The following is a 22,452-nucleotide window of genomic DNA, read 5'->3' on the forward strand; positions in this document are numbered from 1 at the left end:
TTCAGGCCACCGCGAGGTGGACGCGGACGTGCCGCGGGTTCTCGACCTCGTCGAGCAGCGCCACGGCGAAATCGGCGTACGAGATCGTGACGGAGAGGTCGCCGTGCTCGCCGATTTCGTAGCGACCGGTGCGCTCGCCGTCGTGGTCGAAGTCGCCGACCGGGCTGACGTACACCCAGTCCAGCCCGGTGCCCTCGGTGCGCAACACTTCGAGCCCTGCCGCGTGTGCCAGGCAGAACGGCCGGAACTCGGCCGGAATCGCGTCCAGCACCGGGGTTCCGTCCGCGGCGGGCAGCAGCGCGGACAGCCCGACCGCGACCAGCCGGTCCACCCCGGCCTGCCGCAGCCCGGTGACGAGAGCGCGGGCGGCGCCGGTGAAGAAGGCGTCCGGGTCGGTGCCCTCGCCGTAGACCGCGGCCGCGTTGACGGCCGCGTCGTGCCCGGCGGCGAGCGCTGCGACGTCCACCGCGTTGGTGACATCGCCAGCGACGACATCGGCCAAGTCGCGGTAGCGCTCGGGATCGCGGACCACGGCGGTGACGTCGTGCCCGCGCCGTCGTGCCTCCGCGACCGCCTGGCGTCCGGCCCGGCCGCCCGCGCCGAAAATGACGATCTTGCTCATCGTGGGAATACCTCCTGGCGTGTCGATGCTCTGGAAGGTAGCCAGGGGGCCGGTTCCCTCCGGGATACTGAGAGGAGACCGCGATGACCGTCCGGCAGCCATTGCCTCCCGATCTGTTCGAGGAGCTGTGCCCGTCCTCGCTGGTGCCGTTCCGGTTCGGGGACAAGTGGTCGGCGCTGGTCATCCGCTGCCTGGAAGACGGGCCGCGCCGGTTCTCCGAACTGCGGGTTCCGTTGCCCCGGGTCACGCCGAAGGTGCTGACCCAGACGCTGCGCGGTCTCGAACGCTCAGGGCTGGTGTCCCGCACGGCGCACGCCGATCCCGCGTCGGGGGTCGAGTACGCGCTGACCCCGCTGGGCCGCAGCCTGCTGGAGCCGATGCAGGTGGTGTACGGCTGGGTCGCTGAGCATTGGGAGGAATTGCTGGACGCTCAGGAGCGCTACGACGCGCCGCCGCTGCGCAGCCCCGCGTAGGAAACCGCCTGCGCCAACGCCTCCGCGTGCCGGGCGTCCGCCACCAGCAGCACCGATTCCAGCCCCGCCGCGATCCATTCCACCGGCTGGTCGTGGACGCCGTCCTCGCCCAGCTCGCGATAAGTGTCCACAACGGACAGCAAGGTTCCCTCCGCGCCGAGCCGCACTCCGGCGATCAGCACGTGATGCGGCGCGGGCGGCCGCCACCGGTTCGTCCACAGTGGAGGGACACCGGTGTCGAGGTAGTCCAGCAGCGCGCGTTCCGGCGTGTCCGGCGACCCCAGTTCCGCCGGGTCGACCCGCGCCAGCACCGCCACCCGCGGCAATTCCCACAGGCCCAGCAACAGATCCGAGACGGTCGAAGGGTCCCACTCCCCCAGCGCCGGAACCACTGCCAGCCTCCCCGCCGACAGGGTCCGGATCGCTGTGGCCAAGCCGTCCAGCGAGGTGCCCGCCGCAGTCTCGTCGAAGGGCACTCGAAGGCGGAAGTCGGTGCGGGACAACGCGCCTTCCGGGCGGCTGGTCGATCCGCGCACCGTCCCGGCAGCGATCGCCACCTCGTCCTGGTCCGGCACCGCGATGTCCGCCGCTCGCAGTGTCACGAGTCCGGCGAAGGCCGCCGCCAAACCGTCCTTCTGCGGCAGTTCCGCTCTGGCTTCGGCGACCAGGCGCGCACCGCCGGGAAGCCAGTGGACGTCGGAAAGCCCCGTGTTCAGTACCGCCACAGATGCGCCGCCACGATCTCCTCGGGCGCCCGCTCGGCGGCCCACGTCGCGTCCGAGGCGCGCACCGCGCGGAACGCGCCGAGCAGCTCGTCCCCCAGCGCCCCGGACACGCGCGGATTCGCCAGCAGCGCGGTGTCCTGTTCGGACGGACTCGCCGGGAGCGGCAGCACGCCCGCGGTGTTCCGTTCCCCTTCGCTCCAGCCGCCCGGGTCCTCCGCGATCGGCTCGGGCAGGACGGCCGAATCCTTGATCCCGGCCATTCCGGCAGCGAGCACGACGGCCAGCGCGAGATACGGATTGGCCGACGCGTCCGACGTCTTCAGCTCGACATTCGCGTGCTCCACGCCGAGCAACGCCGTGCCCGGGATGTACCGCAGCGGCGCTTCGCGGTTCTCCACGCCCCAAAACGCGTACGCACCAGCGAAAAACCCGGGCCGCAACCGCATCGTCGAAGGCACGCTCGGTGCCGTGATCGCCGTCAGCGCAGGCAAATCCCGCAGCAGCCCGCCGACGTAGGCCGCGCCATCGCCTTCCGGCACGCCGTCACCGGCCAGGAGGTTGCGGCCCTTGCGACGGACCGAAGTGTGCAAATGCCAGCCGTTCCCGGCAGCCTCGAGGCCGATCATCGGCGCGAAACTCGCCACGAGTCCGTGTGCGTGCGCGGCCGCGTGGATGGTCTGGCGCGCCAGCAGCTGATCGTCCGCTGCGGAGACCGGATCCGTTGCGGCGAGCGACAATTCCAGCTGCGCCACGCCGTATTCCGCGTGCAGCTGGCCGATCTGCAGTCCGTTCGCGGCGAAATCGTGCAGCAGCGCGGCAATGAACTCGTCCAGGCCGATGAGCGCGTGCGGGCTGTACGCGGGACCGCGATGTCCGGGCGCGGACACGACGTCCTCGCTGCCCGCGGGAGCGACGGAGAACTCCAGCTCATACCCGGCACGGAATTCGAGACCACGCTTCGCCGCCTCGGCGACCTGCCGCTCCAGCACGGAACGCTGGCAGTACGACCACGGCGAACCGTCCGCCGCGAGCTGCCGCACCGGTGCCCAGGCGAGCGCGGGCTGCCCGGCGAGCCGGCGGAGCCGTTCCATGACTGGCACCAGCCGGATGTCGCCGGACGGGGTGCCGAGGCCGGAATGGGCGTAGGTGATGGCGTCGTGGCTGTCGAAGACAGCGAACAGCGAGGTCGCGCCCACGCCGCGGACGGCCGCGTCGGCCAGCCCGCCGATGGGGACCACGCGCGAACGCGGGATGCCGTTGTTGTCCGCCCAGGTCAGGTGGACGCCAACGACCCCCGCCGCGGCGAGGTCCTTCGCCGCCGCCGACGCCGCCTTGGTCATGGCAACCTCCTCGGGCTCGGGATCAGTATCGCGGGCCGGGCCCGCCCGGGCCATCCGCGGATGTTCACCCGGGCGGCTCAGTGACCGGTCCGGCGTCTTCCCTGCTGCGCAACGCCACCCCGGCGACGACCGCGAGCGTCCCGAGCGCTTCGACGACGCTCGGCACCTGCGCGAGGACCAGGAACCCGACGACCCCGGCCGTCACCGGCAGCAACGCCAGCAGCACGGCGAACCGGGCCTGGCCGAGCCGGCGCAGGACCACTTGGTCGAGTGCGTACGGCACGACGGTCGACAGCACGCCGACGCCGATCCCGAGCAGCAGCATGCGTGGCGAAGCCCACACTTCCCCGGTGCCGAGCGCGAGCGGCGACAGCACGACGGTCGCCACCGCGAACCCGACCGCCAGCGAATCCAGTCCGTCCCCGCCGATCGCGACCCGCTTGCCGAGCACGATGTACCCCGCCCACGCAGCCGCCGCGGCCAGCGCGAACACGACGCCGAGCGGACTGCCCGCGATCCGCACGTCCGCGATCGCGACCACCCCGACCGCCACCAGGACCAGCGCGATCAGGTCCCGCCGCGTACGCGACCCGACCGCCGCGACGACCACCGGACCGGCGAATTCCAGCGCGACCACCGTGCCCAGCGGCAACCGCGCGATGGCCTCGTAAAAGACCACGTTCATCCCGGCCGTCACGATCCCGAACGCGCCCGCGAGCAGCAGCCGCTTGCCCCGCCAAGCGGCCTTCGGCGGCCGCCGCCACAGCAACAGGACGACGGCCGCCCCGAGACAGCGCAGCCACGCAACCCCCGACGGCGTGGCGTGCCCGAAAAGGTCGACCGCGATGGCCGCACCGGCATACATCGAAATTCCGCTGAGAACGAACAAGACCGGTGCCGGAATCGCGTTCACGCGTTTCCAGGAGAGTGCAATGCCCACTCCCGCATGGTGCCTGACCACGGAAAACGCCCTGCGCCGGGTGGTCTGGTCCTACGGATTGGGACGCCGCTGCGGCATCCGGGCTAATTCGGCGTGACGCACCTCCCACCGGCGCGGGAACACTTGCGGGCCGCCAAACGTCTGCAAGAGTGGAAGCACGAACACCGCGGAGCCGGAAGCGATCCCCGCCGAAGGCATCGAGACCGAAGTGGGCGTAGCTGGATCGAGGCACCGGGCGACCGGTGCCGGGACGGAGGGAGACCCCCATGACAACACCCACGCTCACCCGCCCCGAATTGACCGCAGCCGACCGATGCGACCGGTGCGGAGCAGCAGCTCAGGTACGCGCTGTCCTCAGCTCCGGAGGCGAGCTGCTCTTCTGCGGGCACCACGCCCGCGAGCACGAGGCCAAGCTCAAGGAACTGGCCGCGGAGATCCAGAAGTAAGTTCGCTCACCGACAGATTCGCTCCGGAGGCGGCAGGCGCACGCGCTTGCCGCCTCCGGCGTTTTCCGGCCGGGCGACTGAGGCCTTCGCGCTCTCGACTTTGTGCGGCCCCGGTGCCCTGCGCACAGCTTGGGGCTGGCCTGACCGAGGTCTGGCCTCTCGCGTGCCGCTGGGCGCGCATCACGACTGCCGCCTCGACGCATCCCGGCCATCAACCAGGCGAGCGCTTTCTTCAGAGTCCAGGCGACCGCGGTCACGCTAGGCCAGCCTCCCCGGCAACGGCCCTAAACATGCACCAGCGCACTTCACCCAGCCGGGGCGCCCAGCCCGCTCCCAGCACCCCGATACGAAGCCACCCCCGGACCGTCAGCACAATCCGGCTTCGGGGTGCCCACCCGCACTGCCGGGAACAGCCTCACGGCCGCCGAGAAAAACCTCACACCGTATCCAGCACCACTTCGAACGCCACCTCAGCCGCCCCCAGCAGCTTCACATCCGCCCCCAGCGCCGAACTCACGATCCGAGTCCCGCCAGCGGCCCGCGACACCAGGCTCCGCCGCCGCACCTCGTCGGCGACCGACCGCATCACCGTCTCCGGCAGCACGGTGAGCAAATCCCCCAGCACCACCAGCTCGGGCCCCAGCAGATTGACCACGTTGACCAGCCCCAGCGTGAGCCACTCCGCGTACTCCTCGAGCCGGGAAGCAGCCGAGTCAGGATCCAGCCTCAGCTCCCGCAGCTCCACCAGAATCGCCCCGCGAGGCGTGTCCTCCGGCAGCCCCAGCGCACGGCACAACGCCGCCTCGCCGATCTCGGTCTCCCAGCACCCCCGGCTCCCGCAATAGCAAGCCCGCCCGCCGGGCCGGATCGCCATGTGCCCGATCTCGCCGACGTACCCCGCGCCCCCGCGCAGCGACGATCCCTGCGAAATCACCCCGCCGCCGACGCCGACGTCCGCCGAGACGTACACCGAATCCGAAGACCCCCGAGCCGCCCCTCGCAAATGCTCGGCGACCGCGCCCAGCTCGGCGTCGTTGGCCACCAGCACCGGAATCCGCAGCACCGCCGACAGCCGGTCTCCGAGCGCCACGTCGGTCCACCGCAGGTTGGGCGCTTCGTGCACCAGGCCGTCGGCCCGCCGCACCACCCCGGGCACCGACACCCCGGCCGCGATCGGCTCCACGCCGAGGTCCCCGGCCAGCACCCGGGTCGACTCGATCACGTGGGTGATGACCTCGTCCGCCGTGCGCGTCCGGCCGTGCAGGTTCCAGCTGTTGCGCCCGAGGATCTGCCCGCCGAGCCCGACCAGCGCGATCGCCACGTGCTCGACCTGCAGGTCGACCGCGAGCACGACCGCGGCGTGCGGCTGCGGGAGGACCAGGAGCGAGGGGCGGCCCGCCCCTCGCCCCGGCCTCGGCACTTTCTCCTCGACCACGCCCGCCTCGGCGAGGCCGTCTACGAGGGTTTTGATGGTGCTCCGGTTGAGCCCCAGTTCGGTGGCCAGTGCGGCCCGCGTACTGGGCCCGCCGACGTGCAGCAGGCGCAACAGGGTCGTGCGGTTGTGCCGGCGCACCTCGTCCGGACGGGCGACGGGCGGGCTGCTCACCGGCTCATCTTCCCATCAGCCCTCAGCGGGCCGACGCTTCAGCCCGCCGTCGCGACAGCGCGTCGACAGTCGCGGCCAGCAAGAGCACCAGACCGGTGATGATGTTGACCACCGCGGCCTTCTGCTGGAGCAGGCCGAGCCCGTTGTTCACGATCGCCAGCACCGCGCCGCCGATCACCGCGTCCATGATCCGGCCCTTGCCGCCGAACAGCGAGGTGCCGCCGATGACCGCCGCGCCGACCGCGAACAGCAGCGTGTTCAAGCCGCCGGACTGGCCGCTGACGGAGCCGACCTTCGACGAGTACACGATCGCGCCGATCGCCGCGAAGGACGAGCTGATCACGAACACGCTGGTGCGCAGCTTCGGCACGTTGATGCCGGCCCGGCGCGCGGCTTCCTTGTTGCCGCCCACCGCGTACAGGTGCCGGCCGTACTTGGTGCGGTTGAGCACGTACGTGCCCGCCACCAGCAGGGCCAGGACGATCGGCACCACGTACGGCACGCCCGAGATCACGACGAGGTCGTTCGACGCCCGGTTGATGGTGAGCAGGTAAGTCGCGACCGCGGCGAGGACCGCGACGGCGGCGACCTTCGCCAGCACGATCGGCGTCGGCTGGACCACCAGCCCGCGCTTCAGCCGCGAGAAATGCTGTCCGAGCGCGAGGACCGCGTATCCGCCTGCCGCGACCACGAACAGCACCCAGCTGCCGAGGATCGAAAGATTGCCGTTGGCGACCGCGTTGAGCGTGTCGCTCGTGCTGATCGGCAGCGTGCCGCCTTCGCCGACGAACTGCAGGATCACGCCCTGCCACACGATGAACAGCGCCAGCGTGACGACGAACGACGGCATGCCGATCTTCGACACCAGGAAGCCGGTGATGCAGCCGATCGCGGTGCCGGTGCAGATCGCGATGACCATTTCGACCCACGCGTTCACCGGCGCGCCGATCAGGATCACCACGATGCCGACCAGCGAAACCGCCGCCCCGGCCCAGATTTTCTGCAGCAGCGCCAGCACCACCGCGAGCACGAGCACCGCGATGAACGTGATGAAGACGCCGGTTCCCATGACGCCCAGCAGGTTTCCGTTGCGGACGTAGTGCAGCGCCATCAGCGACGCGCACACGCCGGACGCGGTGCCCGCCGACAGGTCGATCTCGCCGAGCAGCAGCACGAACACGATGCCCATCGCGATGATGGTCTGCCCCGCGCCCTGCTCCAGCAGGTTCGCGATGTTGCGGAGCGTGAAGAAGTCGCCGGAGAGCGCGCTGAACAGGACGGCGAGCGCGATCACGCCGAGCACGGCGGGAATCGAGCCGAGCTGCCCGTCCTTCATCCGCGCGAAGTAGTCCTTGATCGCCTCGCCGGTGGACATCGAGGTGGTGTCGATGCCGAAGTCGGCGATCGCCCCCGCGGGGGCCTCCTGCTTCTCCGGCTTCGCGGAAGTTTCGGTCATGGCGGGTTCTTTCTCGCTGCTCACAGCGCGACGGCTTCGGGGCGGGCCAGGCCGAGATCGCCGGAACGGCCCGCGGTGATGAGTTCGACGACCTGGCTGTGCGTCACGTCCTTGGTCTGGACGTCCGCGACGAGCCGGCCGAGGTAGAGCACGTCGATCCGGTCGGCGACCTCGAAGACGTCGGCCATGTTGTGGCTGATCAGCACGACGCCGAGGCCCTGTTCGGCGAGCCTGCGCACCAGGTCGAGCACCTGCTTGGTCTGCGCGACGCCGAGCGCCGCGGTCGGCTCGTCGAGGATGACGACTTTGCTGTTCCACAGCACGGATTTCGCGATCGCGACGGTCTGCCGCTGCCCGCCCGAGAGCGCGGAAACGGGCGTGCGGACCGATTTCACCGTGCGCACGCCCAGCGACGCCAGCGTCTCGCGCGCGGCCTTCTCCATGCTGGCCTCGTCGAGCAGCCAGCTGCTGCCGCGCTCGCGGCCGAGGAACATGTTCTGCACGATGTCGAGGTTGTCGGCGAGGGCCAGGTCCTGGTACACGACCTCGATGCCGAGTTCGGCGGCGTCCTTCGGGCCGCGGATGTGCGCGTCGGCACCGTTGAACCGCACGGATCCCGTGTCGTACGGGTGAATGCCCGCGATGCATTTGACCAAAGTGGACTTGCCGGCCCCGTTGTCGCCGACGAGCGCGGTCACTTCGCCCGCCCGCACGCCGAAGTCCACGTCGTGCAGGACGTGGACCGGGCCGAAGCTCTTGTTCAGGCCGGTGATGTCGAGAATGGGCTCGCTCATGGATTCGCTTGTCTCTCGCGTGGGTGCCGGGCCGGAACGCGTGTCGGGGGAACGCGTCCCGGCCCGGCTGCTCTGGCGGGGAGTTACGGCGTCAGGAGATGCCGTTTGCGGTGCACTTGGCGGCGAGGTCGCCGGTGCAGATGTCGGACGCCTTGACGTAGCCCTGCTGGACGACGGTCTTGACGTCCTTGATCGTGATCAGCTGCGGCTGAAGCAGCACCGACTTCAGGTCGCGGTTGTTCTTCGGGTCGTGCAGCTTGCCGGTCGCGATCGCGTCCGCGGCCGCCTTGTCGCCCTTGGCCAGCGCGGCGGCCAGCTTGGCGGTGTTCTCGGCCTCTTCCTTGATCGGCTTGAAGATCGTCAGCGTCTGGTCGCCGCGCAGGATCGCCTGCAGGCCGGCCGGGGTCGCGTCCTGGCCGGTGACCGGGACCTTGCCGTTGAGCCCGTTCTTCTTCAGCACGGTGATCACCGCGCCGGCGAGCTCGTCGTTCGCCGCGACGACGCCGTCGACCTTGCCGTTGACCCGGGTGAAGATCTGCTCGAAGGTGGTGCCGCCGACCTGGGCGTCCCAGTTGTCGATGGCCTGCTTCTGCACCAGGTTCAGCGTCTTGGCGTCGTACAGCGGCTTGAGGATCTTGTCGTGGCCGTTGCCGAACAGCGTCGCGTTGTTGTCCGTCGGCGCGCCCTCGATCTGGACGACGTTGGCTCCCGGCTTGCTCTTCAGCGCGTCGGCCAGGCCCTGCGCCTGGATCTCGCCGACCTTCTCGTTGTCGAACGAGACGTAGTAGTCGGCCGAACCGCCGAGGCTCGGGCGGTCGTAGTCGATGACCGGGATGCCCGCGGTCTTGGCCTTGGCCTCGATCGCCGCGCCGACCGCCGGGTCGGACGGGGCGATGATCAGCACCTTGACGCCCTGGCTGATGAAGCCGTCGGCGAGGGTGGAGAACTTCTGGTTGTCGCCCTGGGCGTTCTCGATGTCGGCGCTGAAGCCCTGCGCGGAGAGCGCGGCCTGCAGCATCGGCTTGTCGAAGGCTTCCCAGCGGGCGGAAGTGGCGGTCTCCGGCAGGATCACGCCGACCTTGCCGCTGGCGCCGCCGCCCGCGGGAGCGGAGGCGGAGCTGTTGGTGCCCCCCGAGTTCCCGGAGCCCGCACTGTTGGCGCCGCACGCCGAAAGCGCCAGGCCGGCGCTCACCGTCGCGGCGAGGAGGGTAAGGGTTCTGCTGCGCATCCTCGTTCCTTCTCCGATCATGCTCGCGGGGTGATCGGGGAAGCCCCGGTGCACCGTCGCAGATATGTTGTGGCCGACAACATATGCCGCCGAGCGGCTCTGCGGAAGATGGCGGGATCGAGTAACTGACACCAAATGGACACGGTTCGGCAACGCAGCCCTAATCTGCGCCCTGAACTGACGGAGTGATCCGTGCCACGCACTGAGCGTAACGAGAAGGTGTCCGGACTTGTCCGGTCCGGGGCACGACGGTGCCCGTCGAGGCGCCCGGATCGAACCGGACGAACCGTTCTACCAGGAAAAGGAGGGTGCGCGAGGCGCGGCGAGACGGCCTTCGCCCCGCCGCGCGGCCCGGAGAACTACCAGGAGCGCAGCGTGACGATCCGCTCTTCCAGCTGCTCCACTGTCGCCATCGCGGTGGGCGGGCCGCCGCACTGGCGGCGCAGCTCGTTGTGGATCGCGCCGTGCGGTTTCTTCGTGCGGTGGTGGTACACGCCGACCAGCGCGTTGAGTTCCTTGCGCAGCGCGCCGAGCCGTTCGCTCACCGACTGCGGCCGGGGCGCCGGGGCGGCCTGCTCCTCGGCCTTCGGCTTGCGCCGCTTCTCGTCCGAGATCTGCTCTTCCTGCCGCTTGCGCAGCAGCGCGCGGACCTGGTCCGGCTCCAGGAGGCCGGGGAGGCCGAGGTACTCCTGCTCCTCGTCGGAGCCGGAGAAGACCGCGGTGCCGAACGAGTTGCCGTCGTAGATGACCTGGTCGAGCTCGGCCGAGGCGTGCAGCGAGGTGAACGCCTTCTCCTCCTCGCCCGGTTCGTCCTCGGTGCGGTTGGCCTGGGCGAGCAGTTCGTCGTCCCAGCCTTCCTTCTCCCGGTGCGGTTTGCCGAGCACGTGGTCGCGCTGCGCTTCCAGCTCGCTGGCCAGCTCCAGCAGCACAGGCACGCTCGGCAGGAAGATGCTCGCCGTCTCGCCCTTTTTCCGGGCCCGCACGTAGCGGCCGATGGCCTGGGCGAAGAACAGCGGGGTGGACGCACTCGTCGCGTACACGCCGACGGCCAGCCGGGGGACGTCGACGCCTTCCGACACCATCCGGACCGCGACGATCCAGCGTTCCGTGGTCTCGGAGAACTCCTTGATCCGCCCGGACGCCTTCGGGTCGTCGGACAGCACCAGCGTCGGCGTTTCGCCGCAGATCCGCTCCAGGATCTTGGCGTAGGCGCGCGCGGTGTCCTGGTCGGTGGCGATCACCAGGCCGCCCGCGTCCGGGATGCCCTGGCGCACCTGGCTGAGCCGGGTGTCGGCGGCCTGCAGCACCGCCGGGATCCACTCGCCCGCCGGATCGAGCGCGGTGCGCCAGGCCCGCGCGTTCTGCTCCGCGGTGAGCGGTTCGCCCAGCCGCGCGGTGAACTCCTCGCCCGCGCTGGTCCGCCACGACGCCTCGCCGGAGTAGGCGAGGAAGACGACCGGCCGGACCACGCCGTCGGCGAGGGCGTCGGCGTAGCCGTAGGAATGGTCTGCCTTGCTGCGCTGGAACCCGCCCGCGTCCGGTTCGTAGGTGACGAACGGGATCGGCGAGTCGTCGCTGCGGAACGGGGTCCCGGTGAGCGCGAGGCGGCGCACCGCGGGCGTGAACGCCTCGCTGGTCGCATCGCCCCAGGACTTCGCGTCGCCCGCGTGGTGGATCTCGTCGAGGATCACCAGGGTCTTGCGGTTCTCCGTGCGCACCCGGTGCAGCGTGGGGTGCGCGGCGACCTGCGCGTAGGTGACCGCGACGCCGCGGTAGTCCGACGACGTGACGCCGGTGGTGTTGCGGAAGTTCGAGTCGATCGGGATGCCCGCCGCCGCGGCCGAGGCCGCCCACTGGTGCTTCAGGTGCTCGGTCGGGGTGACGATCGTGACCGCCTCGACCGTGCGGTCCGAGAGCAGTTCGGCGGCGATCCGGAGGCCGAAGACGGTCTTGCCCGCGCCCGGCGTCGCGACCGCGAGGAAGTCCTTCGGCTTGCTCGACAGGTACTTCGTGAGCGCTCGGCGCTGCCAGGCGCGCAGCGGGCGCGCGGTGGAGTCCGTCGCTGCGGGCGGCGCCCCGAGGACCGGCTGGGTCGTCTCGGACAAAACTCGGTTCACCCCCTCCTCGGGCCGCTCAGCGCGGCCGTGACGTGCGAAAACCCCCACTGTGGCACCGGCTTCGCCGCCGGGCGCCGCGATGAGGGCACGTCGGCCAGCTTACCTTCCGAGTCCCCGGGCGCCCGCCACCGCCACGGGTGGTGTCGCCCGACACGCCCCCTCTCGGCGGGGGTGACGAGCCAAAACCGCGCGCATGGACCATGCTGGAACACACCATGGGCGAGGTGACACCGGACGCCGGCGAGGCAGTGCCGAACGGCGAGGCAGTGCCGAAGAAGAGCGTGCCGGAGAAGACCGTGCCGGAGAAGACCGTGCGCAGGGGGCCGTGGCGGCTCCTCACCCGCACGCTCGCGAAAGCATGGGACGGCAACATCTTCTCGGAAGCCGCCGAGGCGGCCTTCTGGCAGACGCTGTCGCTGCCGCCGCTGCTGCTCGGGCTGCTGGGCAGCGTCGGGTTCATCGGCGAGTGGTTCGGCCAGAACGTGGTCACCGCCGTGCACGACCGGATCATCACCTTCAGCCACACCATTTTCAGCGCCAACGCGGTGCAGGAGATCATCGAACCGACGGTGAACAGCATCCTCACCGTCGGCAAGGGCGAGATCGTGTCGGTGGGCTTCGTCATCTCGCTGTGGGCGGGCTCGTCGGCGATGTCGTCGTTCGTCGACGCGATCACCGTCGCGCACGACCAGTACGGCGTCCGCAATGAGGTGTGGCAGCGGATTTTCGCCCTGCTGCTGTACCTGTGCGCGCTGATCGGGCTCGTGATCGGGCTGCCGCTGCTGGCGATCGGGCCGGATCTGCTGCCGGAGTTCTTCCCGGTCGACTGGCGTCCGACGGTCTCGTCGTGGGTCGGCGCGCTCTACTACCCGGTGCTGGGCGTGATGATCGCGCTCGCGCTGACGACGCTGTACAAGCTCGCGCTGCCGCGGCGGCTGCCCTGGCACCGCGGACTGCCGGGCGCGGTGCTGGCCGGCGTGGTGTTCCTCGTGTCGAGCATCGGGCTGCGGATCTACCTGAACTGGATCACCAAAACCGGCTACACCTACGGCGCGCTGGCCGCGCCGATCGCGTTCCTGCTGCTGATGTTCTTCATCGGCCTCGCGGTGGTCGGCGGCGCGTATTTCAACAGCGCGATCCAGGAGCTGTGGCCGGCGAAGGCGACCCGGCGGCAGCGGCGCAAATGGCGGCGGCTGGAGATGGAGCGCGCGAACGAACGGATGCGCGCCGAGGAGGGCCGCCGGCTGTGGGACCGCACGACGATGCCGTTGCGGCGGCCGAAACGGCACTCCGAGAACGACGCCGACGCCGACGCCGGCCCCGGCGAACAGAACGGCGCCGAGGCGAACCACACCGGAGCGGAGACCGTGCAGCTCGCGAGGCCGGAGCGTTCGGACGAACGCGCCGGTTCCGAGTCGTCTTCCGGCCCGGAACCGCGCCAGGGCCGTCCGAGGCAAGGCTGACTCAGCCCTGGCGGAACCGCCACGTCTTGCTGTCGAAGGCGACGCAGACGCTCGGCGACATCACGACCACGCGCAGGGTGCCGTCGCGCTCGTCGTAGTCGATGCCCTCGACCTCGAAGGTGCCGCTGCAGCCGCTTTCCAGCGGAAGCTGGCCGAGCGAGGTGACGTGCCCGGTGACGTCGGAGCCGGAGACCGCGCCGGAGAGATCGACCTGCAGCAACGGTTTGGTGGTGCCGAAGAGGCTGCCGTCCGGGTCATCGGACGAGCACATGAGCCGGGTGGCGGAGACGAAATCGCAGCCCTGGACGTCGCGGACCGGGTGGTCGAGCCGGATCGCCGACGCGTACGGCAGGTTCTGGCCCGGATCGGTGGCCGCGACGCCGGGCATCGGGTAGACGAGCAGGCGGTCCATGGTGCCCCATTCGCCGGACACCAGCCAGCGCGCGTCGGGCGACACCGCGGCGAACGAATTGTTGTTGGCCTCCCACGATTCCAGCGCGTGCTGGTAGTCGGCGCGGGAGCCGTCCGGGGCCTCGACGCGGAAGAGTTTCGCGCCGCGGTCGTCCCGCTGGTAGGGCTCGACATACCAGCCCTTCGCGGACCCCGGGTCGCCGATGTGGTTCCAGCCCTTGGCGGCCAGACCCGGGTCGATCGTGCCGATGCCGGTGTAGCGGATGCTGGTGCCCGACGGGCGTTCGACGGTGGCGAGGCCCTGGCTCTCGTCGAGCGGACGGGCCCGGTCGGAGCCGACGGTGGTCCATCCGGTCACCGCGTCCGCGGCGCCCGCCGCGACGGCGCTGAAGGCGGACAGCAGGACGACGAGGGAAAGCACGATCCCGGTTGCGCGCATGCGGGGACACTCCTGCGGGGAGGCGACTGGCCGGACTGCAGGTCTACCAGTTCCTCCCCGGGTGCACAGCCACCGAGTGAAGGATTTTCACCTTTGTTCCCGCGCACCGGGACACGCGGGAAACTCGCTCAGTCGTCGCCGCCGGGACGGAGGCCCTCGTAGATCTTCTTGCACTTGGGGCAGACGGGGGACCCCGGCTTGGGCGACTTCGTGACCGGGAAGACCTCGCCGCAGAGCGCCACCACGTGCGTGCCCATGACCGCGCTTTCGGCGATCTTGTTCTTGCGCACGTAGTGGAACATCTTCGGCGAGTCGTCGTCGGTCGACTCGGTGCTGTCGGTCTCCGGCTTGGTCAGCGTTTCGGTGCTCACCCCACCATCATGCCTCAGCGCCGCGCCCGCGGTCATGCCCGGATACGCTCGCCTGACCTGCCCAGGGAGCCCTCAGGAGCCCGGATGCCGCACGAGTCCGCACCCCGGTGGCACACCTGCCTCGCCCGGCTCGGCGGCGACCACCACGTCGGCCAGGACGCCTGGGCCGACCTCGAAATGCGCTACCGCGAGCCGCACCGCCGCTACCACGACCTCGCCCACGCCTCCGCCGTCGCGCACGACGCCGAGCAACTCGCGGCCGACCTGCCCTTCCATGAACGCGCCGTCGTCGTACTTGCCGCGTGGGCACACGACGTCGTCTACGACGCCGTACCCGGCGAAGACGAACAGCGCAGCGCGGAATGGCTTCGCCGCTGGCTCACGCGCGCAGGGGTTGCCGACGCGCACATCGACCAGGCCGAAGCCCTCGTTCTCGCCACTGCCGCGCACGAAGCACCTGAAGGCGACTTCGCCGCAGCAGCACTCCTCGACGCCGACCTAGCCATCCTCGGCGCACCGCCCGCCGTGCACGCCGCGTACGTGGACAACGTGCGAGAGGAGTACGCGCGCTACCCCGACGACGCTTGGGCGACCGGCCGCGCCGCCGTTCTGGAAAACCTCCTCGCCCGGCCCGCGCTGTACCTCACCGAAAGCGCCCGCTCACGCTGGGAAGCCGCCGCGCGCCAGAACCTGCGGGCAGAGCTGACCCGATGCCGCATTGTGCTCGGCGATCGCAGATGATGTCCGTTTGTGACCACCCAGACCACTCCCCTGTTCGTGCACGAGGAAGTCGCCTCGGCGTTGCGTGACGGCCACCCCGTCGTCGCCCTCGAGAGCACGATCCTTTCGCACGGCCTTCCGTACGGGCGGAACCTCGACGTCGGCCGCCGCGTCGAGCAAACCGTGCGGGACGGCGGCGCCGTACCGGCCACCATCGCCGTGCTGGACGGACGGCCAGTCATCGGCCTCTCCCCCGCCGAACTCGAGCGCGTCTGCGCCCCGGACGCGGGCCTGGACAAGCTGTCCCTGCGCGACCTCGGCCCCGCCGTCGGCCTGGGCCGCTCCGGTGCCACCACCGTCGCCGGCACCTCGGCACTCGCCGCGGCAGCCGGGATCGGCGTCTTCGCGACCGGCGGCCTCGGCGGCGTGCACCTGGGCGCGGCACAGAGCTGGGACGTCTCGGCAGACCTCGGCGTGCTCGCCAAGGTGCCGACCGTGGTCGTGTGCTCCGGCGTGAAGTCGGTGCTGGACATCGCCGCCACCCTGGAAGTGCTGGAAACGAACTCGGTGCCCGTCCTCGGTTACCGCACCGACGATTTCCCCGCGTTCTACCTCCGCTCCTCCGGCCACCCGGTCGGCTGGCGGGTCGAGGACGCGAAACAAGCCGCGGCGGTCATCTCCGCCCACCGCCGCTACGCGAATTCCGGTGTGCTGTTGACCAATCCGATCCCGGAAGAGTCCGAAATGGACCGTGCCCTGCACGACCGGCTGTTGCAAGAAGGCCTGGCGAAACTGGCCGACGCCGACGTGCACGGCGCGGACGTGACCCCGGTGCTGCTGGAGCACTTCCACAGCGCCAGCGAAGGCGTCAGCATCGACGCGAACGAAGCTTTGGTGCTCTCGAATGCCAAACTCGCGACCGAGGTAGCGGTGGCCCTGTCGTGACCGGAATCGTAGTAGTCGGCGACGCAGGCCTGGACGTCGTCGCCCGGCACGACCAACCCCTCCCCCACGGCGGCGACGCCCGAGCGGCAATCCGCTTCACCGGTGGCGGCGCCGGCGCGAACACCGCGTTGTGGCTCCGTTCCCTGGGCGCGGAAACGACCCTGATCGCCCGGATCGGCAACGACTCCGGAGGCCGCCTGATCCGGGCCGAACTGGAAGCCGCAGGGGTCCGCTGCGCCTTCGCGACCGACCCCGAGGCCGCGACCTGCTGTGTGGTCGTCCTCGTAGACGGCGAAGGCCAACGCAGCATGCTCGCCGACCGAGGCGCCAACAAACGCTTCGCCCCCGAGGACGTCACCGCGGACGCCCTGACCGGCTCCACCCACCTGCACCTGTCCGGCTACGTCCTGCTCGACCCGTCCTCGCGCCCCGCGGGCCTGGCCGCCCTGGCCGCCGCCAAAGAAGCGGGCCTGACCACTTCGGTGGATCCCCAAGCAGCCGCCCACATCCACGACCCGGCAGCCTTCCTGGACGACGTACGCGGCACCGACCTGCTCATGCCGAACACCGAAGAACTGGTCGCCCTGACCGGCTCCGCGGACCCGTCCTCCGCCACGGAGCTACTGGACGCAGTCGGCGCGGTCGTGGTCACCGCAGGCCTAGCCGGAGCAAGCTGGATCGACGCGAACGGCGTCGCCTCAGCACCCGCAGTGGAAACGAACTGCGTCGACTCGACCGGCGCGGGCGATGCCTTCGACGCAGGCGTCCTCACCACCTGGCTGGCCGGAAAGTCCACAGTGGACGTCCTGCGCGCAGGCACCCAACTAGGCGCACTGGCCGTAAGCCGCATCGGTCCCCAGCCCTAACGACAGCGTTCCGTGAGGGGCCCCTTCAGGTACTTAGATTCCCTCAAGGAGCCCTTCACGGACCACCCAACCGCCGCCGGCGCTCCCAGACCAGCCAAGCACCCACACCACCCCCGCACCCCGATACGAAGCCGGAAATGCGGACGGCGGGTGCTTGTCAAGGCATCTTTCCCGCCTTGACAAGCACCCGCCGTCCGTCAGCACAATGGGCTTCGGGGTGCCCCCACGCACAACGGGGCGCAATGTCGCCGCCAGGCGACGAGCAGCCCCGGGACCTACCCGTCAATCACCCGATGCTTCCGCCCCTCGATCGCCCGGGCGTCCCGCGCATACCGGTTGACCTTCTCCGACTTCCGAGGCGGCCGGTCATTGGCGATCAGCACCGCGATCCACGGCAACGGCACCGAAATCACCAAGAACAAAATCGCCAGCCACCACGTGTGATACGTCAGCCCGGCCAGCACGAGGCACGGAATCCGGCACACCATCATGATGACGTACTTCCGCTTCCGTGCCGCGAGCTGATCGTCCAGCGACGGCTCGGCCTCGGTGATCAGCACAGGCTCGGGGCGGGGATCAGCTCCGTGGGGTGCGTTCACAGCACCACCTCCGCGTTCCATCGTCTCACTCACCGCCCTTCCGCGACACCCGGGCGAGCGAACCGGGACAAAGCGGCGACGACCAATGTCTCGACCCCGGTCCGCAGCGTCGGATGCAGCACCGGCGCGAACTTGGACGAGTGGTTCGACGGCACGTCGGTCTCGAACCGCCCCTCGGTCATCGCGGTGATCACCTGTTGCGCGTCGAAGCCACCGACCAGCCAGAACACCGACGGTACGCCTGCCGCGCGGCCGAACTCGCTGAAGTCCTCGCTGCCGGTCACCAACGGCGCGGGCATCGTCGCCTCAGCACCGAAGTGCCCGCGGAACACCTCGGTCAGCTCATCCGACGCGGCAGCGTCGTTCGCCGTGACCGGGTACGACGCGACGACCTCCACAGTCGGCGGCTGAGGCGCTCCCGCAGCGGCGGCTTCACCGTTCACGATCCGCTCGATCGCCTTGCGCAGCCGCACCAGCACCGCGTCGTCGAAGGCGCGAGTATTGACCTCCAGCACGGCATGGTCGGCGATCACGTTCGCCGCGGTCCCCACGTGCATCGAGCCGACAGTCACCACGGCAGGCTCAGTCGCAGCGGTCTCGCGCGACACGATCGTTTGCAGCTTGAGCACCACAGACGCGGCCAGCACCGCCGGGTCGACCGTGGTTTCCGGCCGCGAACCATGCCCGCCGCGGCCGTGCAGGGTGATCCGCAGCGTGTCGGTCGCGGCCATGATCACGCCGGGACGAGTCAGCACCCACCCAGCCGGACCAGGCACGATGTGCTGCCCGAAGACCACGTCGGGACGGCCGACACGCTCGAAAAGACCGTCCCGAACCATCCCGGCAGCGCCGTCGCCGGCCTCTTCCCCGGGCTGGAACAGCGCGAGCAACGTGCCTGACCACTCATCCCGCGAAGCCGCGAGGAGATGCGCCGCCCCGGAGAGCCACGTCGCGTGCATGTCGTGCCCGCAAGCATGCATCAACGGCACATCGCGCCCCTCGGAGTCAACACCGCGCGCAGTGCTCGCGTACGAGAGCCCCGTCTGCTCCTCGACCGGCAACGCGTCGATGTCCGCACGAAGCAGCACAGTCGGTCCTTCGCCGTTACGAAGCACGCCGACGACGCCGGTGCGACCGATGCCGGTGTGCACCTCGAAGCCGTCTTCAGTCAGCCGTCGGGCCAGCTCCGCTGCCGTACGGGTCTCGGTGAACGCCAACTCGGGATGACGGTGCAGATCGACGTACAGCGCTTCAAGCTCCGGCAGTGCCGCTTCAAGCGGAGCCAGGACACGCTCGGTGGTCTCGGTGGTCACGATGCTCATCGTGGCAGGCTTACCCATCGTGAGCACCAACACGCCTCTTCCCGACCTTTCCGACGACGTCTGCGCGCGGCTGCGCGAAGCGTTCCGGCGCACCGGCTACGACGCTGACGGCGTCGTCGACGCGCTCGGCGGCGCAGCGCACACGGCGCTCGGCCGCGGCGAGCCCGAACCCGCCCGCCGCGCGAGCCTCGACGCCGGGGACCTCGGCGTTTTCATCCGGCTGTTCCTGCTCGGTCTCGCCGAGCCGGAGAAGGCGGTCTCGTCGGCGTTCGCGCCGCTCACCGCGGACGACGCGGTGGCCGCGGGCATCCTCCGGGCTGTCGGGGACGAGTTCCGCGCCGCGCTCGACATCCGCCCGCACGGCGACGACGACGGTTCGTGGTGGGTCGTCTCCGACCTCGACGCCGACATGCTCGGCCACGTCGTGCCCGAGGACCACGTGCTCGGCGTCGGGCACGCGTCGCTGAGCCTGATCCGCGCGACCAGCCGCCGCCCCGTCGGCACCCTCCTCGACCTGGGCACCGGCAACGGCGTCCAGGCACTGCACGCGACCAGACACGCACAGCGGGTGACCGCGACCGACGTGTCGGCCCGCGCGCTCGCCCTGGCCGCGGGCACCTTCCGGCTGAACGAGCTGGAGGTCGAGCTGCTGCGCGGCGAATGGTTCGCGCCGGTCGCGCGCCGCCGGTTCGACCAGGTGGTGTGCAACCCGCCGTTCGTGGTCGGGCCGCCGCGCGTCGACTACACCTACCGCGACTCCGGCCTGGCCGGCGACGACGCGAGCGCGCTGGTCGTCCGTCAGCTGCCGAGCTTCCTCAACGACGGCGGCACCGGTCAGCTCCTCGCGTCGTGGCTGCACCGAAACGGCGAAGACTGGGGCGACCGCGTCTCGCGTTGGCTGCCGCCTGAGACCGACGCCTGGTTCGTACAGCGCGACGTCGCCGACCCAGGCCTGTACGTCGGCACCTGGCTGCGTGACGAAGGCATCGACCCGCGCTCGCCCGAAGGCCGCGCCAAGGCTGCGGCCTGGCTCGACTGGTTCACCGAAAACGACGTACAGGGCATCGGATTCGGCTTCGTGACGCTGCGGCGCGCAAACGGTCAGACGCCGACTGTTGTCTGCGAAGACCTGCGACAGGCTTACGACGACCCGCTGGGCCCTGAAGCAGCGAACTGGCTCGACCGCGTCGAGTGGCTGCGCACACACGGCGACAACGTGTTGGACGTAGCGTTTCGGGTACCCGACACAGTGCTGCTCGAACGCGTCGACTCTCCCGGCGATGAAGGCTGGGAAACGACCGTGCGCCGGTTGCACCGCACGGACGGACCCGGTTGGCAGCACGAGGTCGACGAACTCACCACGCGGCTGCTCGCGGGTTGCCGCGGCGCGCTGCCGCTGTCGGATCTGCTGGACCTGTTGTCCGCCGCGCAGGGCCTCGATTCGGCCGAACTGACCGCCGCCGCTTTGCCGATCGTCCGCGAACTCGTGCGACACGGCATGCTCGTGCCGGGTTCGCCGCAGTGAGGGCGGTCGCGGCGCGGGTAACCCGCGCGAGCGTGACCGTCGCGGGGGAGACTGCCGGAGAGATCAAAGAACCGGGCCTGCTCGTGCTGCTGGGCGTGCACCGGGACGACGATCCCGCAAAAGCCGAAACGATGGCGCGCAAACTTCACGAACTCCGGTTGCTGCGGGACGAAGAATCGTGCGCGACGACCGGTGCCCCGCTGCTCGTGGTGTCGCAGTTCACGCTCTACGGAGACACCCGCAAGGGCCGCCGCCCGTCGTGGACCGCCGCCGCCCGGCCGGAAATCGCCGAACCCCTGGTGGACGCCGTGGTCGCGGAACTGCGCGGCCGCGGCGCGACCGTCTCGACCGGACGGTTCGGCGCGGAGATGGCGGTGGAGAGCGTGAACGACGGCCCGTTCACCGTTCTCGTTGAGGTCTAGACCACATTGGATCAGCCCGCGTAACATCGAAGACACAGCGCGCGATTCGCACGCATTTCCCGGAGCGGACGGGTTCTCAGCAAAACCTCAGTTTTGGTGGAGCAACCGCGGGGCGGGTACGCCCGTCCTCATTTCAGCGAGCCGGGAACGTTTCACCTTCCCGGAGCGTTGAGACCGATGTCCAGCCAAGCCGGCTGGGCCCGCGGACACGGGATTCCACAGGCCCCGTTCCGCAGGCGCCGGCGAGACACGTTCAGCCCGTGACCGGGGAGGCAGAATGTCAGTCCAGACTCTCGAACGCGAAGCGCGCGGGATTCGCGAGCGCGGGATTCCAGCACAGCAGTCCGAGGAGCGGGTGAGCGTGGGGGCGCTCACCGACGCCGACCTCGACGCCCAGAGCCCCGCCGCCGACCTGGTGCGCGTGTACCTGAACGGCATCGGCAAGACCGCGCTGCTCACCGCGGCCGACGAGGTCGAGCTGGCGAAGCGGATCGAAGCCGGGGTCTTCGCCCAGCACATGCTCGACACCGCCGAGGACCTCACGCCGCAGCGCCGCAAGGAACTGCGCGCGCTGGTGCGCGACGGCCACACCGCGAAGAACCACCTGCTGGAGGCCAACCTCCGGCTCGTGGTGTCGCTCGCGAAGCGCTACACCGGACGGGGCATGCCGCTGCTCGACCTGATCCAGGAGGGGAACCTGGGCCTGATCCGCGCGGTGGAGAAGTTCGACTACTCCAAGGGGTTCAAGTTCTCCACGTACGCCACGTGGTGGATCCGCCAGGCCATCACCCGCGGCATGGCGGACCAGGGCCGCACCATCCGGCTGCCGGTCCACCTGGTCGAACAGGTGAACAAGCTGGCCCGCATCCGCCGCGACCTGCACCAGCAGCTGGGCCGTGACGCGACGCACGAGGAACTGAGCGCCGAATCGGGCATCCCGGTGCACAAGATCTCCGACCTGCTCGACCAGTCCCGCGACCCGGTGAGCCTCGACATGCCGGTGGGCACCGAGGAGGACGCCCCGCTGGGCGACTTCATCGAGGACTCGGAGGCGACCGACGCCGAGAGCGCCGTGATCTCCGGTCTGCTGCAGGACGACCTCCGCCGTGTCCTGGCGACGCTGGACGACCGCGAACAGCACGTCATCCGGCTCCGCTACGGCCTCGACGACGGCCAGCCGCGCACGCTCGACCAGATCGGCAAGCACTTCGGCCTCTCGCGGGAGCGCGTGCGGCAGATCGAGCGCGAGGTCATGGCGAAGCTGCGCCAGGGCGAGCGGGCCGACCGGCTGCGGGCGTACGCCAGCTGAGTTTCTTCCCTCTCCGGGACCGGGATTCGGGACCCGGTCTCCGGCGAGGGCGGAGAAGCCGGTCCGCGAGCTGATTCAGGCTTCCGTAGCGGACTGACCGGGCGCGGGGTCCGGTGAGCCCGGCCGCGGCGAGCACGCGGGCAGGCAGGTCGCGGTTTTCCGTGGGGACCGGGTGGGGCCGGTCAGGCGGGACGGAAACCTTCGGCCAGAAGATTGTTTCGATGGGCAGCGGTTCGCGCCGCTGGTTGCGCGGAACCCCCGGTTCGGCTTCCGGACCGGGGGTTTTGTCTTGTCCGGGCCCCGGATTCGCCGG

General features: G+C 70.2%; 22 protein-coding genes. 9 read left to right on the top strand and 13 right to left on the bottom strand.

The window, feature by feature from the left end; translation table 11 throughout:
• Window position 1 precedes the first annotated feature (1 nt).
• On the bottom strand, window positions 2-622 hold the full coding sequence (locus ATK30_RS06040; RefSeq protein ID WP_101434696.1) for an NAD(P)-dependent oxidoreductase: 621 nt from the start codon (window positions 620-622) through the stop codon (window positions 2-4).
• Between the two features lie 83 nt (window positions 623-705).
• Here ATK30_RS06040 and ATK30_RS06045 point away from each other — a divergent pair, with 83 nt between their 5' ends.
• The gene (locus ATK30_RS06045) at window positions 706-1,095 is read left to right on the top strand and encodes a winged helix-turn-helix transcriptional regulator (protein WP_101434697.1); all 390 of its coding nucleotides are present in this window, start codon (window positions 706-708) and stop codon (window positions 1,093-1,095) included.
• Here ATK30_RS06045 and ATK30_RS06050 read toward each other — a convergent pair.
• The 3 genes from ATK30_RS06050 to ATK30_RS06060 form a co-directional block, all read right to left on the bottom strand.
• Window positions 1,062-1,820 carry a DUF6885 family protein gene (locus ATK30_RS06050; RefSeq protein WP_101434698.1) on the bottom strand — a complete coding sequence of 253 codons (759 nt, stop codon included), beginning with the start codon at window positions 1,818-1,820 and terminating at the stop codon, window positions 1,062-1,064. The genes ATK30_RS06045 and ATK30_RS06050 overlap by 34 nt on opposite strands.
• Complete coding sequence (locus ATK30_RS06055; RefSeq protein ID WP_167441844.1) at window positions 1,808-3,160, bottom strand: type I glutamate--ammonia ligase; 1,353 nt, start codon at window positions 3,158-3,160, stop codon at window positions 1,808-1,810. Before ATK30_RS06055 ends, ATK30_RS06050 begins: the two co-directional genes overlap by 13 nt.
• 64 nt (window positions 3,161-3,224) lie before the next feature.
• Window positions 3,225-4,025: an EamA family transporter gene (locus ATK30_RS06060; RefSeq protein WP_101440658.1), complete on the bottom strand. Its 801-nt coding sequence runs from the start codon at window positions 4,023-4,025 to the stop codon at window positions 3,225-3,227.
• A 341-nt stretch (window positions 4,026-4,366) separates the two neighbouring features.
• On the opposite strand from ATK30_RS06060, the gene ATK30_RS06065 reads away from it, so the two are divergent.
• Window positions 4,367-4,546 (top strand): DUF7455 domain-containing protein, encoded by a 180-nt coding sequence (locus ATK30_RS06065; protein WP_037358805.1) that lies wholly within the window; start codon window positions 4,367-4,369, stop codon window positions 4,544-4,546.
• Between the two features lie 436 nt (window positions 4,547-4,982).
• Here the strand turns inward: ATK30_RS06065 and ATK30_RS06070 are convergent, their stop codons facing one another.
• The 5 genes from ATK30_RS06070 to ATK30_RS06090 all read right to left on the bottom strand — a co-directional run bounded on the left by ATK30_RS06070 (window position 4,983) and on the right by ATK30_RS06090 (window position 11,735).
• Window positions 4,983-6,152 (bottom strand): ROK family transcriptional regulator, encoded by a 1,170-nt coding sequence (locus ATK30_RS06070; RefSeq protein ID WP_167441845.1) that lies wholly within the window; start codon window positions 6,150-6,152, stop codon window positions 4,983-4,985.
• Window positions 6,153-6,174: 22 nt separating this feature from the next.
• Window positions 6,175-7,608, bottom strand: a complete 1,434-nt coding sequence (locus tag ATK30_RS06075) for a sugar ABC transporter permease (protein WP_101440660.1) — start codon at window positions 7,606-7,608, stop codon at window positions 6,175-6,177.
• A gap of 20 nt (window positions 7,609-7,628) precedes the next feature.
• Window positions 7,629-8,402 (bottom strand): ATP-binding cassette domain-containing protein, encoded by a 774-nt coding sequence (locus ATK30_RS06080; protein ID WP_101434700.1) that lies wholly within the window; start codon window positions 8,400-8,402, stop codon window positions 7,629-7,631.
• 91 nt (window positions 8,403-8,493) lie between these two features.
• A complete protein-coding gene (locus tag ATK30_RS06085; protein ID WP_101434701.1) occupies window positions 8,494-9,630 on the bottom strand; it encodes a sugar ABC transporter substrate-binding protein in 1,137 nt (378 codons plus the stop codon).
• A gap of 359 nt (window positions 9,631-9,989) precedes the next feature.
• Entirely contained in the window at window positions 9,990-11,735 is a 1,746-nt protein-coding gene (locus ATK30_RS06090) for a DEAD/DEAH box helicase (protein WP_101440661.1), read from the bottom strand.
• A gap of 212 nt (window positions 11,736-11,947) precedes the next feature.
• Between ATK30_RS06090 and ATK30_RS06095 the strand changes: the two genes are divergently transcribed.
• Window positions 11,948-13,210, top strand: a complete 1,263-nt coding sequence (locus ATK30_RS06095; protein WP_167441846.1) for a YihY/virulence factor BrkB family protein — start codon at window positions 11,948-11,950, stop codon at window positions 13,208-13,210.
• 1 nt (window position 13,211) lies between these two features.
• Here ATK30_RS06095 and ATK30_RS06100 read toward each other — a convergent pair whose 3' ends face one another.
• The gene (locus tag ATK30_RS06100; RefSeq protein WP_167441847.1) at window positions 13,212-14,060 is read right to left on the bottom strand and encodes a hypothetical protein; all 849 of its coding nucleotides are present in this window, start codon (window positions 14,058-14,060) and stop codon (window positions 13,212-13,214) included.
• Window positions 14,061-14,188: 128 nt separating this feature from the next.
• A complete protein-coding gene (locus tag ATK30_RS06105; protein ID WP_020657970.1) occupies window positions 14,189-14,431 on the bottom strand; it encodes a DUF3039 domain-containing protein in 243 nt (80 codons plus the stop codon).
• Between the two features lie 84 nt (window positions 14,432-14,515).
• Between ATK30_RS06105 and ATK30_RS06110 the strand changes: the two genes are divergently transcribed.
• Genes ATK30_RS06110 through ATK30_RS06120 form a run of 3 tightly spaced genes read left to right on the top strand, consistent with a single transcriptional unit; the run spans window position 14,516 to window position 16,962 of the window.
• On the top strand, window positions 14,516-15,172 hold the full coding sequence (locus tag ATK30_RS06110) for an HD domain-containing protein (protein ID WP_101434703.1): 657 nt from the start codon (window positions 14,516-14,518) through the stop codon (window positions 15,170-15,172).
• A gap of 9 nt (window positions 15,173-15,181) precedes the next feature.
• Window positions 15,182-16,096, top strand: coding sequence for a pseudouridine-5'-phosphate glycosidase (locus ATK30_RS06115; protein WP_101434704.1), 915 nt, complete (start codon window positions 15,182-15,184; stop codon window positions 16,094-16,096).
• Entirely contained in the window at window positions 16,093-16,962 is an 870-nt protein-coding gene (locus ATK30_RS06120) for a carbohydrate kinase family protein (RefSeq protein WP_101434705.1), read from the top strand. The genes ATK30_RS06115 and ATK30_RS06120 overlap by 4 nt, the downstream gene beginning before the upstream one ends.
• Window positions 16,963-17,237: 275 nt before the next feature.
• On the opposite strand, the gene ATK30_RS06125 is transcribed toward ATK30_RS06120, so the two are convergent.
• On the bottom strand, window positions 17,238-17,582 hold the full coding sequence (locus ATK30_RS06125; RefSeq protein WP_101434706.1) for a DUF3099 domain-containing protein: 345 nt from the start codon (window positions 17,580-17,582) through the stop codon (window positions 17,238-17,240).
• Between the two features lie 8 nt (window positions 17,583-17,590).
• Window positions 17,591-18,883, bottom strand: a complete 1,293-nt coding sequence (locus ATK30_RS06130; protein ID WP_101440664.1) for an amidohydrolase — start codon at window positions 18,881-18,883, stop codon at window positions 17,591-17,593.
• Window positions 18,884-18,902: 19 nt separating this feature from the next.
• Between ATK30_RS06130 and ATK30_RS06135 the strand changes: the two genes are divergently transcribed.
• The 3 genes from ATK30_RS06135 to ATK30_RS06145 all read left to right on the top strand — a co-directional run bounded on the left by ATK30_RS06135 (window position 18,903) and on the right by ATK30_RS06145 (window position 22,139).
• Entirely contained in the window at window positions 18,903-20,408 is a 1,506-nt protein-coding gene (locus ATK30_RS06135) for a DUF7782 domain-containing protein (RefSeq protein WP_416332611.1), read from the top strand.
• Window positions 20,405-20,830 (top strand): D-aminoacyl-tRNA deacylase, encoded by a 426-nt coding sequence (gene dtd / locus ATK30_RS06140; protein ID WP_101434707.1) that lies wholly within the window; start codon window positions 20,405-20,407, stop codon window positions 20,828-20,830. The genes ATK30_RS06135 and dtd overlap by 4 nt, the downstream gene beginning before the upstream one ends.
• A 277-nt stretch (window positions 20,831-21,107) precedes the next feature.
• Complete coding sequence (locus tag ATK30_RS06145) at window positions 21,108-22,139, top strand: sigma-70 family RNA polymerase sigma factor (RefSeq protein WP_101434708.1); 1,032 nt, start codon at window positions 21,108-21,110, stop codon at window positions 22,137-22,139.
• Window positions 22,140-22,452 lie beyond the last annotated feature (313 nt).

The sequence above is a fragment of the Amycolatopsis echigonensis genome (genome assembly GCF_002846615.1).
Lineage (GTDB): Bacteria > Actinomycetota > Actinomycetes > Mycobacteriales > Pseudonocardiaceae > Amycolatopsis > Amycolatopsis echigonensis.

Coding starts and splice junctions, on each gene's coding strand:
- ATK30_RS06110 (WP_101434703.1), top strand. CDS start 14,516: ATGCCGCACGAGTCCGCACCCCGGTGGCACACCTGCCTCGCCCGGCTC.
- ATK30_RS06085 (WP_101434701.1), bottom strand. CDS start 9,630: ATGCGCAGCAGAACCCTTACCCTCCTCGCCGCGACGGTGAGCGCCGGC.
- ATK30_RS06095 (WP_167441846.1), top strand. CDS start 11,948: ATGCTGGAACACACCATGGGCGAGGTGACACCGGACGCCGGCGAGGCA.
- ATK30_RS06080 (WP_101434700.1), bottom strand. CDS start 8,402: ATGAGCGAGCCCATTCTCGACATCACCGGCCTGAACAAGAGCTTCGGC.
- ATK30_RS06055 (WP_167441844.1), bottom strand. CDS start 3,160: ATGACCAAGGCGGCGTCGGCGGCGGCGAAGGACCTCGCCGCGGCGGGG.
- ATK30_RS06040 (WP_101434696.1), bottom strand. CDS start 622: ATGAGCAAGATCGTCATTTTCGGCGCGGGCGGCCGGGCCGGACGCCAG.
- ATK30_RS06060 (WP_101440658.1), bottom strand. CDS start 4,025: ATGTATGCCGGTGCGGCCATCGCGGTCGACCTTTTCGGGCACGCCACG.
- ATK30_RS06065 (WP_037358805.1), top strand. CDS start 4,367: ATGACAACACCCACGCTCACCCGCCCCGAATTGACCGCAGCCGACCGA.
- ATK30_RS06045 (WP_101434697.1), top strand. CDS start 706: ATGACCGTCCGGCAGCCATTGCCTCCCGATCTGTTCGAGGAGCTGTGC.
- ATK30_RS06130 (WP_101440664.1), bottom strand. CDS start 18,883: ATGAGCATCGTGACCACCGAGACCACCGAGCGTGTCCTGGCTCCGCTT.
- ATK30_RS06125 (WP_101434706.1), bottom strand. CDS start 17,582: ATGGAACGCGGAGGTGGTGCTGTGAACGCACCCCACGGAGCTGATCCC.
- ATK30_RS06145 (WP_101434708.1), top strand. CDS start 21,108: ATGTCAGTCCAGACTCTCGAACGCGAAGCGCGCGGGATTCGCGAGCGC.
- ATK30_RS06100 (WP_167441847.1), bottom strand. CDS start 14,060: ATGCGCGCAACCGGGATCGTGCTTTCCCTCGTCGTCCTGCTGTCCGCC.
- ATK30_RS06075 (WP_101440660.1), bottom strand. CDS start 7,608: ATGACCGAAACTTCCGCGAAGCCGGAGAAGCAGGAGGCCCCCGCGGGG.